The sequence below is a fragment of the uncultured Microbacterium sp. genome, from assembly GCF_947632095.1.
In the GTDB taxonomy this organism is placed as follows: Bacteria; Actinomycetota; Actinomycetes; order Actinomycetales; family Microbacteriaceae; genus Microbacterium.
The window spans coordinates 1-10,396 of record NZ_CANROA010000057.1; the positions used below are offsets into that span (position 1 = coordinate 1).

Genomic DNA, 10,396 nt, shown 5'->3' on the forward strand with positions numbered 1-10,396 from the left:
TCAGCGTGCGGCGCTTCTGGCTCTCCGACCACCGCGCACGCTGGATGTACACCTGGTTCATCGCGTTCGTCTTCGTGGTACTCGCCATCGCGATGGTCGCCGACATCGCCCGGATCGTAGGGGCATGATGACCACTCCGCACATCGACGATGACGGCGCTTCCGCCGAGGCACCCACCGAGGAATCCCCCGAGAAGCTCCCGCCGAGCACGTGGCTGACACTCCTGGTCTTCGCCGCGTTCGTCGTGGGCTTCGGCACGTGCGCGAGCACGTACCTGTTCCGCTGAGCTCTTCCCGCTGACGCGGTGCGCCCCGGTGGCAGGAATCCTGCCACCGGAGCACATGATCAGCGCTTGCCCGCGATCTGACGCGACACGATGTCGCGCATGATCTCGTTCGTGCCGCCGTAGATGCGGTGCACGCGCGCATCGAGGAAGGCGCGCGCGATCGGGTACTCGGTGATGTATCCGTAACCGCCGTGCAGCTGCACGCAGGTGTCGAGGATCTCCCACTCGCGGTCGGTCGTCCAGAACTTCACCTTCGCGGCCTCTTCGCCGGTGAGCTTCTTGTCCTTGTACGCCAGAAGGGCCTTGTCGAGGTACGCCCACATGACATCGACGGTCGTGGCGACGTCGGCCAGCTTGAAACGCGTGTTCTGGAAGTCGATGATCCGCTCGCCGAACGCCTCGCGGTCCTTCGTGTACTCGACGGTCCACTTCAGCGCCGCCTGGGAGGCCGCAGCCGCCGCGATGCCGATCGACAGGCGCTCCAGCGGCAGGTTCATCATCAGCTGGATGAAGCCCTGTCCCTCCTGCCCGCTGATGAGGTTGTCCTCGGGGACGAACACATCGCTGAACGACAGCTCGGCGGTGTCATGGCCGTGCGAACCCATCTTGTTGAGCTTCTTGCCGTGGTCGAAGCCCTCCATGCCGCTCTCGATGATCACGAGGCTGAACGCGTCGGGACGATTGCCCTCGCCCGTCTTGACGAACGTGACGACGATGTCGGCCGTCTTTCCCGAAGAGATGAACGTCTTCGCGCCGTTGACGATATAACCGCCATCGACCTTCTTCGCCGTGGTCTTGATGCCGCGCAGGTCGGAACCCGCACCCGGCTCGGTCATCGCCAGCGCACCGAGGATCTCACCGGTCGCCATGCGCGGCAGCCACTTCTCCTTCTGCGCCTGCGTGCCCATGTGCACGAGATAGGGGACCGCCAGGTCATCCTGGATGCCGAACGCACCCGCGAGGGAGCCCGCGCCCGCGCCGATGACCTCTTCGTTCACGATCGTGCGGAAGCGGTAATCCTGCAGCATTCCCGCACCCCCGAACTCCTCGGGAACCGAGAGCCCGATGATGCCGGCCTCACCCGCGGCGAGCATCGTCTCGCGGTCGATCTCACCCGCAGCATCCCACTTCTCGATGCTCTCGGTGCTCACGTGGCGCTTGACGAAATCCTTCACCAGGTCGCGGAATGCCTCGTGGTCCTCATCGTAGATATCGCGTTCCATGCCGTCCTCCCGAACGTGTCGTGCGTCTTTGCTGCCGCGAGTCTACGACCGAGAGCGGATGCCTCGGCGGACGGTTGTGCGAATGGCTCCCCGGCGCGCGCCACAGCGCCGCGCGTGTTTGTGGGAAGCCACAGAACGGCGCCGCGTGTCAGTGGTCGTAGTCGGGTGCGGCGGGGAGGCCGAAGAAATCCTCGAGCGAGTGATAGCCGCCCTCATGGTAGGCCGCGGCGAGCGCCGGGCCGATGTAGCGCAGATGCCACGGCTCGGGGATGTAGCCGGTGACGGCGGTCTCGCCGTCCTCGTAACGGACGATGAATCCGTAGCGCCAGGCGTTCTCGGCGATCCAGATCGCCTCCTGAGTGCCCCCGAAGCCCTCGATCCCGCCGCAGCCTCCGCTGCACGAGACGACGTCGACCGCCAGCCCCGTCTGGTGCTCGCTGTGCCCGGGGCGTGCGGAGGAGGCATCCGCCCCCGCCTGGCCGCTGGAGTTCACATACCCGCGATAGTTGCGCATCTGCAGGTCGTAGGAGCGGTAGCCGTTGTTGACTCCCAGCGCCCCCGCACCGGCATCCCGCAGCGCAGCACCCATGGCGTCGAGCGCCGCGGCGGTGTCCTCACGCATGCTGTTCGACGAGGTGGTCGTCGGCACCGACACCCCGGCGAGGGCGCCCGGAACATGGTCGACGGGGTCGAGCGGGCGGGCCTTGTTGACGACGACCCACGGATGCTCGGGGTCGGACAGCGAGATGCAGGGGGCGTTTTCGCTGACGACCGCATCGCGGAAAGCCGTTCCCCCTCCGAATCCGGCGATCGCCGTCTCCGAGTCGCCGGCGCCGAGAGCCTCGATGACCATCGGCTCGGCGCAGGGGTCTGCCGCCACGCTGCCCTCGAGGGCGATACCCGGCAGTTGCGCGACGATGGCCGGTGCCGGAGGCAGGACCGCTTCGATCGCGGCGGGCGTTTCGGACAGGGCCCACAGCGAGCCGAGCACGGTCACCAGAAGACCGATCGGCAGGGCGATCGGGAGCACGCGGGAGGGGCGCGACGCGTGCCGGGGGTGCAGAGCGTCGGTCATCATTCCATTGTGACGCTTCCGGCTGGGAACCGAGAAACGGGCGCCCCGAGCACCACAGAGAAGAAGAGATATTCGAATCTCGATTGACTTAACCTCGGTTCTTTGTTCGAATGAATGCATGCGATGGCAGGGACAGATGATCGATGAGGCGGATGCTGCGGCGCTGCCCGGGCTCGAGAGCCGCACCGGGATCGTCCGCTCGGTGACGACGCCCGAATTCGCGGGCATGACCTTCCACGAGGTGCTCGCCAAGTCGGCGCTGAACCGCGTCCCCGGCGGCTCGCGGATGCCGTTCGCGTGGACGATCAACCCCTACCGCGGGTGCTCGCACGCCTGCACCTACTGCTTCGCCCGCGGCACGCACGAATACCTCGACCTCGACGGCGGCGGCGACTTCGACTCGCAGATCATCGTGAAGACGAACATCGCCGAAGTTCTGCGCCGTGAGCTGGCCCGCGGCTCCTGGCAGCACGAGACCGTCGCGCTCGGCACGAACACCGACCCCTATCAGCGCGCCGAGGGCCGCTACCGGCTCATGCCCGACATCATCGGCGCGCTGGCCGAATCCGGCACGCCGATCTCCGTCCTCACCAAGGGCACGCTGATCCGCCGAGACATCCCGCTGCTCGCCGATGCGGCGAAGCGCGTCCCCGTCGACATCCAGATGTCGATCGCCATGTATGACGACGACCTGCAGCGCTCGATCGAACCGGGCACCCCTTCCACGCAGGCGCGACTCGACACCGTTGAGGCCCTCACCGAGGCGGGCTTCCGCGTCGGTGTCTTCCTCATGCCGATCCTGCCGCACCTGACCGATTCGGTCGCGGCCATCGATCAGGCCCTCCAGCGCATCAGCGCCACCGGCGCCGATCACGTCGTCTACGGCGCCCTGCACCTGCGCCCCGGCGTCAAGCCGTGGTTCCTGCAGTGGCTCGAGCGCGAGCACCCCGAGCTGGCGGGATCGTATCGCGGGCTCTACCCGGGCGCAGCCGCCGTCGCCCCTTCGGGCTACCGGCAATGGCTCGCCCAACGCATGCGCCCGCTCATCCGGGCCCACCGGTTGAACGTCCGTGACGAAGAGGAGCAGCCGATGCGCCGGCTCACCCGACCGAAGGTCCTCATCCCGACGCCGCGCGAACCGGCCCCGCAACCGATGCTGTTCTGAGCCGGCACGCAGAAGCGGGACCGCCGAGCCCCTGCCCGACGACCCCGCTCCCCCGATCTCAGCTCTCGGCCAGCGTGCCCCGACGACGCACACGCGCCAGCAGTGCGGCACCCAGCGTCAGCAGGAGCAGAGCACCCGCGATGAACGGCGTCGAATCGGCACCGGTCGCCGCCAGCGCATTCGCACCCGAACCGCCGGCCGCGATGTCCGAGGCGTTCCCGCCTCCCGCACCCGAACCGCTCTCACCACCGGGCTGCGAACCGCCGCCGCCCTGCTCGACGTCATCCGCCAGCATCGATCCCGGGATCGAGACAACGGTCGACCGGCGGGCCTCCGGAGCCGTGACCGTATCGGCCGCCTGGCTGAACCGGACGCCGTGCGCCTCGACCGAGCCGACCGTCTCGCTCTCATCCACCCACGACCAACCGGCCGGCATCGCCACATCGGCGAGCGCATCGCCGGCTGCCGCCTCGACCTCGGGCAGCACCGTCAGCCGCACCGTCTGGCGGGCGACGCGCGCCTCGGGGGTGATGCCGCCGCTGTACACGGCGCCATCCTCGAGAGCGCTGTAGTGCAGCGAATAGACGCCCGGCTCCAACGCCTGCAGCGCAGCCGTGTCATCCGCACCCGTCACGACAAGACGCACCTCGTTGCGGCCGCCCTCGACACCGCCGTTGACGAACATGTGCTCATCGTTGATCGAGTAGTCGACGTGGAAGCCGTCGTCCGTGCTGATGCCCGCGAGCAGATCCGCGGCCTCACCGGCGTGCATGACACGGTCGCCCGCACCCGTGATGGTCGGCTGATCCGCGTAGTACGCATCCGCCGCCGCCTGCTGCGAAGCACTGCGGTAGTAACGCACCCAGTCGATCGCGAAGCTCGCGCCGTCCTCGGCCAGGTGGTCGCCCGCGTCACCCGCCCAGTTGCCGCCGGTCGCGAGGTTGAACTGCAGGTACTGCGGACGGTTCATCGAGTCGGCGGCGGCCTGGAAGCGCTCCACCTCACTCTTCACGAACGCCTCATTGCCGGCCGTCGTCGTCGAATCCGTCGGGAAGTACATGACGTTGTAGACGACGCCGTCGACGTACCAGGCGATGTACTCCGGGTTCCAGTCGATGCCGAACACGTGGTAGCCCTCGGAGAAGTTCTCCGCAGCCGTCAGGTTGCCGCCCAGCGCCTTCGGCGCGTACGAACCATCGCCGTCGGCATCGCCCTGCGTGTAATAGAAGTGCGGGGTGCCGTAGGCGACCGCGTTGGAATTGCCGTTCTTGCCGACCTCGCCCTGCGCCGCGCGCTCAGCGGTCGGCGACCCGATGATCTCCATGATGTCGAGCTCACCGGTCGACGGCCACGAGTAGCCCTGCTCCATGTTGATGCGGCCGTCCATGTGGAAGTCCGCGCCCAGCATCCAGAAGGCCGGGAACGCACCCTTGCCCTCGGGAAGCTGCATGCGCGCCTCGACGCGACCGTAGAGGAACTCCTCCCGGCCCTCGGTGCGCACCGACCCGGAGTTGTACTTCACCAGACGCGCGTTGTCGCCGTGGCGTGCCGTGTTGCGGTACTGGTCGACCTCGGGACGGTCGGTGGCGGACAGCACCAGGTTGCCGTCGACGACATCGACGTTGTCGCTGCTCGACGAGTAGTGCTGCTGCTCGTTGCCGCGCACATTGCCCAGCTCATAGCCCCAGGTGTCCTCATCGAGGGAGTCGCCGTCAAACTCATCGCTCCAGATGAGGTCGTAGGACTCCTGCTCGTAGACCGTCAGGTTGTCCATCGCGATCGTCGTGTTCGAGACGTGACCCTCGGAGTCCTGCGCCGCCCACTTCACGGTGCCGACGAAGGTGTTCCAATTCGCGGCCGTGAACGTGAACGTCTTGCGGCTCCAGTCGGCCGAAGCCGTCAGCTCGCCCGTGGTGAGCTGCGTCGTCGCCCCCTGGTTCTGCGTTCCATCCGGCTTCATGCCCTTCGCCGTGAGGAACACGGCGCTCGGGATGTACCCGTCGGTGACACCGACCTTGATGTCGGCGGAGACCACATAGGTGCGGCCCGGAACCGTCGGCACGGGCTGCCAGATGTGGTTGTCGATCGCGCCCGTGTCGATCAGCGCGAAGGTGTTCTCGGTGCCGTCTGCGAGAGTCTCCGTCGCCGGGTGCGAGGTGCCGTCATCGCCGAACCATTCCCAATCGCGCACCGATGAGGTGAAGTCACGCGCCTCGAAGGAGCAGTTCGCGACCTTGTTGAGAGCAGTCGGAGCATCCGCGGCCGGGTCCGTCAGCCCCTCGAGGCAGGTGCGCACGCCGTGGTCCGCGTTCTCCCCCGGAACCGTCGCGCCGACCGTGACGTTCGCCGTCAGACTGCCGCGGAACGAGAAGTCCCCCGCGACGATCTCGATGTCCGCCGGGATCGGCGTGAGCGTCGCGCGGGCATCGGCGGGAGCCGTGATCGCGAGCGAGACCTTCTCCTCGGCACCGGGAGCCAGAGCGGGAAGCTCGACGGTCTCCGCCGTCCAGCCCTCGGCGATGGCCGCCGTCACGGAGCCGGCCGGAAGATCGCGGTCGTCATCGTTGCGGATCGTCACCTCGACGGTTGCAGCCTCACCGGCCGTCGCATCCAGCGTCACCGGAGACACCGTCGCGCAGAACGGGTTCAGCCACTCCTCGGTGAACGTCCCGTAGCGCATCTCGCCGTTCTCGCCCTCGTAGAGGATGCCGTAGCCGCCGTCCTCGAGCGCGACGAGGTCGGAGTACGACATGCCGCCCTTCGCGAAAACACGCTCGACGGGCCAGGTCTCGCCGTCATCGCAGGAGTAGCGCACCGTCCCGTTCGAGCGCGATGCCGTCGACGCCGCGTTCGAGAACAGCAGCTCCTTCGCCTCGCGGGCATCGGGCGCAGCATCCGCGTTCTTGCGGATGATCGACGCGTTGTTGACCGGATCGATCAGGGTCTCGTCGACCGTGACCTCGCCCCAGGTCTCGCCGCCATCGTGAGAGAGCGCGACATAGCGGGCCTTGTTGCCGGAATTGATCCGGGAGTTCATCATGAGCGTGCCGTCGGAGAGCTCGACGACCTTGTTCTCATCCATGTTCGTGCCCACGGCCTCGCCGCGCTGCCACGTCTCGCCGTGATCGTCGGAATAGAGCGAGAACGCCTTCTGCGTCGCATCATCGAACGCACCCGCATACTGCTGAACCAGGCGACCCGCGTGCGGCCCGTTCTTGATCTGGATGCCATGACCGCTCGTCGCGAACGCGGCGCGCATGTCATCGGTCTTGAACGAACCCGTGATCAGACGGTGCTCCCACGTCTCGCCATTGTCGGTCGAGACGGAGACCTCGGCGCTGAGAACGTTACGGTCGGCATCGTCGGTTCCGTAGACGCCGGCGACGAAGCCCGCGTCCTTGGAGAAGACGTGGAAGTTGAAGAGAGTGTTCGTCTCCTCGTCATAGACGTACGACGGGTCGGAGTAACCGAGCTTCTCATCGTCGTCGATCGTCGGGTCATCGATCGTGCCCTCGTGGATGAAGGTCTCCGCACCCCAGGTCGCGCCTCCATCCGTGGAGCGGCGCTGCACGATCGAGTTCGCTCCCGGAGAATCCTCGCCCGTGGGGCGCCCGTCGTAGGAGGCGAGAATGTCGCCATTCGCGAGCTGGACGATAGCCGGGATCCGGTAATTGAAGAAGGCGCCGAGCTCATGCCCATAGGGCGCCTTCTGGTTGGTGGTGCCACCCGTGCCGACCGCGAGAACCTGCTCGCTGTAGTCGGCGGTGGCACCATGGGCGGCGGTCACGGACATCGGGGCGACGAACGCCACCGCCACCGCTCCCGCGGTGCATGCTCTGAGAAGACGAGACGTCATGGGCTCTTTCTTTCACGTGTTTCGCGGCACCTGCGCCGCCGGAACAGAGTCATCCGATATGAAGAGATCAGATGTCCAGGCACATTACCGACGCCTCGCGCGGACTTCAATGAAAAAGTTAAGAAAGTTTAGAAATTAACGTTTCATCGCCGTTCTCCGGCCATCCGCACAGCATCCGAACCCTTTTCATGACGCCGGATAAGCTCGATGATCATGGCCATCGGTTCGACGATTCACACATTCGCAATCCAGCTCGCCGACACCGACCGCGGCGTCTACGAAGACCTCTCGCTTCGCGTCGCGCAGCACCCCTCCGAGACCGGGGCCTACATGGTCACCCGAATCCTCGCCCACCTCCTCGAGCACACCGAAGGCATCGCCTTCGGCGGCAACGTCTCCGCCACCGAAGAACCCGCCGTCATCGCCCGCGACCTCACCGGCGACGTCACCGCCTGGATCGAAGTCGGAGCGCCCGACGCCGACCGACTGCACTATGCGAGCAAACTCGCCGACCGCGTCGCCGTCTACACCCACCGCGACCCGGCGAAGGTCGTCGCCGCCTGGGCAGGAAAGCGCATCCATGACGTCGAGAAGATCGAGGTCTTCAGCTTCGACCCCGGTTTCATCGACGCCGCCGTCGAACAGCTCGACCGCCGCAGCACCGTGACGCTCACCGTCACCGAAGGCCAGCTCTACCTCGACATCAACGGCACGAACCTGAGCTCCGCCCTCCACCGGCAGCCCGCACAGGACTGACCGCGGCGGGACAGGCGGGGGCCCTCTCCATCACAACGGGATCGGGCCGCCCCACCCCGCATGACCACCGAGCCAACCCGCGCAACTCAGGAGAAAGTACGAAAAAGGGGCCCGGAAGATTCTTCCGGGCCCCTTTCTCGAGAATTCTCCTGAGTTACGCGTGCTCTCAGGCGGTGAGTTCCTCGACCGTCGGCATGCTGCCGGCGATCTCGGCGAGGAGGTCGTCACCGAGACGCGCCTGCTCGAACGGCGCATCGATCTCAGCGCGCTCGAGCAGCTCGCTCGTGCGGCGCTGACGCTGACGAGTGATCAGCGTCACGACGCGACCGGCGCGGCCGGCACGGCCCGTGCGGCCAGAACGGTGCATGTATGTCTTGTACTCGTCCGGGGCGTCGGCCTGGATCACCAGGTCGATGTCGTCGACGTGGATGCCGCGTGCTGCGACATCCGTGGCGACGAGCACGTTCACACGGCCCGAGGTCATCTTCTGCAGGTTGCGCGTGCGCTTGACCTGGTTGAGGTCTCCGTGCAGGGCCGCGGCCGGGATCCCGGCGTCCTCGAACTGCTCGGCGAGCATCTCGGCGTACGCGCGAGTGCGGGCGAAGACGAGCGTCTTGCCCTCACGGTCGACGAGCGTGTTCAGGATCTCCGCCTTGTCGCGGTGCTCGATCACGAGCACGCGGTGCTCGATCGTCGAGGAATCCTGGTCTTCGCCGGCGACTTCGTAGACGGCCGGGTCGACGAGGAACTCGTCGACGAGAGCGGCGACCTCACGGTCGAGCGTCGCGGAGAAGAGCAGCTTCTGGCTGCCCTCGGCCGTGTGACGGAGGATGCGCTGCACCGGCTCGACGAAGCCGAGCTCGCACATGTGGTCGGCCTCGTCGAGAACCGCGATGCGGCAGTCCGAGAGGTCGAGCTTGCCCTGGTTGATGAGGTCCTCGACGCGTCCGGGGGTGCCGATGATGATGTCGACGCCCTTCTTCAGCGCACCGACCTGGCGCCCCTGGGGGACACCGCCGTAGATCTGCGTCGTGAACAGGCCGACGCTGCGCGCGATCGGCTGCACCGTGCGGTCGATCTGCAGTGCGAGCTCACGCGTCGGCGCGAGGATGATCGCCTGCGGCTTGCGGCCGAACTCGCGGCGCTTGCCCTTCTGCTCCTTCAGGATGCGCTCGACGAGCGGCGCACCGAAGGCGATGGTCTTGCCGGAGCCGGTGCGGCCGCGGCCGAGCACGTCACGGCCCGCAAGAATCGACGGGGTCGTCGCAGCCTGGATCGGGAACGGCGCCGCCGCACCCATGTTCGCCAGCACCTCGACGATGTTCGAGCCGAGGCCCAGGTCGGCGAAGGTGGTTCCATCGACCTCGGGTGCGGCGATGACGTTCGCCTTCAGCTTCTCGTGGACGATGTCCTCGGTCGGCTCGAACGCCTTCGCGGGCTTCGCGTTCCAGTCGCTGCGGTTCGGACGCTGCGCACGGTCATCGCGACGCGGGCGGTCGTCGCGGGACGGACGCTCGTCGCGGTTGAAACGGGGGCGCTCGTTGCGGTCGTCGCGGTTGAACGACGGACGCTCGTTGCGGTCGCTGTTGAAACGGGGACGCTCACCGCCGCGGTCGTTGCGGTCGTTGCGATCGTTGTTGAACCGCGGGCGCTCGTCACGGGACGGACGCTCGTCACGGTTGAAACGGGGGCGGTCGCCACCGCGGTCATCGCGGTTGAACGACGGACGGTCGTTGTTGAAGCGGGGACGCTCGTTGCGGTCGCCGTTGAAACGGGGACGGTCGCCACCACGGTCATCGCGGTTGAACGACGGACGCTCGTCGCGGTTGAACCGGGGGCGGTCACCACCACGGTCATCGCGGTTGAACGACGGACGCTCGTCGCGGTTGAACCGGGGGCGGTCACCGCCGCGGTCGTCACGGTTGAACGACGGACGGTCGTTGTTGAAGCGGGGACGCTCGTTGCGGTCACCGTTGAAACGGGGACGCTCGCCACCACGGTCATCGCGGTTGAACGACGGACGGTCGTTGTTGAA

The 10,396-nt window shown here is 66.9% G+C and carries 7 protein-coding genes; 3 read left to right on the forward strand and 4 right to left on the reverse strand.

The window, feature by feature from the left end; all coding sequences use genetic code 11:
- Positions 1-127 precede the first annotated feature (127 nt).
- Positions 128-286 (forward strand): hypothetical protein, encoded by a 159-nt coding sequence (locus Q0Z66_RS10970; protein ID WP_298041053.1) that lies wholly within the window; start codon positions 128-130, stop codon positions 284-286.
- Between the two features lie 59 nt (positions 287-345).
- Here the strand turns inward: Q0Z66_RS10970 and Q0Z66_RS10975 are convergent, their stop codons facing one another.
- Positions 346-1,509, reverse strand: coding sequence for an acyl-CoA dehydrogenase family protein (locus Q0Z66_RS10975; protein ID WP_298041055.1), 1,164 nt, complete (start codon positions 1,507-1,509; stop codon positions 346-348).
- Between the two features lie 148 nt (positions 1,510-1,657).
- Positions 1,658-2,584, reverse strand: a complete 927-nt coding sequence (locus Q0Z66_RS10980; protein ID WP_298041057.1) for a D-alanyl-D-alanine carboxypeptidase family protein — start codon at positions 2,582-2,584, stop codon at positions 1,658-1,660.
- Between the two features lie 118 nt (positions 2,585-2,702).
- Between Q0Z66_RS10980 and Q0Z66_RS10985 the strand changes: the two genes are divergently transcribed.
- On the forward strand, positions 2,703-3,749 hold the full coding sequence (locus Q0Z66_RS10985; protein ID WP_298041059.1) for an Rv2578c family radical SAM protein: 1,047 nt from the start codon (positions 2,703-2,705) through the stop codon (positions 3,747-3,749).
- Positions 3,750-3,807: 58 nt separating this feature from the next.
- Here Q0Z66_RS10985 and Q0Z66_RS10990 read toward each other — a convergent pair whose 3' ends face one another.
- Positions 3,808-7,605 carry an exo-alpha-sialidase gene (locus tag Q0Z66_RS10990; RefSeq protein WP_298041061.1) on the reverse strand — a complete coding sequence of 1,266 codons (3,798 nt, stop codon included), beginning with the start codon at positions 7,603-7,605 and terminating at the stop codon, positions 3,808-3,810.
- A 213-nt stretch (positions 7,606-7,818) separates the two neighbouring features.
- Here Q0Z66_RS10990 and Q0Z66_RS10995 point away from each other — a divergent pair, with 213 nt between their 5' ends.
- Positions 7,819-8,361 (forward strand): YaeQ family protein, encoded by a 543-nt coding sequence (locus Q0Z66_RS10995; protein WP_298041063.1) that lies wholly within the window; start codon positions 7,819-7,821, stop codon positions 8,359-8,361.
- 166 nt (positions 8,362-8,527) lie between these two features.
- On the opposite strand, the gene Q0Z66_RS11000 is transcribed toward Q0Z66_RS10995, so the two are convergent.
- On the reverse strand, positions 8,528-10,396 hold a 1,869-nt coding region (locus tag Q0Z66_RS11000), incomplete at its 5' end, for a DEAD/DEAH box helicase (protein WP_298041064.1).

Coding starts and splice junctions, on each gene's coding strand:
- Q0Z66_RS10985 (WP_298041059.1), top strand. CDS start 2,703: ATGCGATGGCAGGGACAGATGATCGATGAGGCGGATGCTGCGGCGCTG.
- Q0Z66_RS10975 (WP_298041055.1), bottom strand. CDS start 1,509: ATGGAACGCGATATCTACGATGAGGACCACGAGGCATTCCGCGACCTG.
- Q0Z66_RS10980 (WP_298041057.1), bottom strand. CDS start 2,584: ATGACCGACGCTCTGCACCCCCGGCACGCGTCGCGCCCCTCCCGCGTG.
- Q0Z66_RS10990 (WP_298041061.1), bottom strand. CDS start 7,605: ATGACGTCTCGTCTTCTCAGAGCATGCACCGCGGGAGCGGTGGCGGTG.
- Q0Z66_RS10970 (WP_298041053.1), top strand. CDS start 128: ATGACCACTCCGCACATCGACGATGACGGCGCTTCCGCCGAGGCACCC.
- Q0Z66_RS10995 (WP_298041063.1), top strand. CDS start 7,819: ATGGCCATCGGTTCGACGATTCACACATTCGCAATCCAGCTCGCCGAC.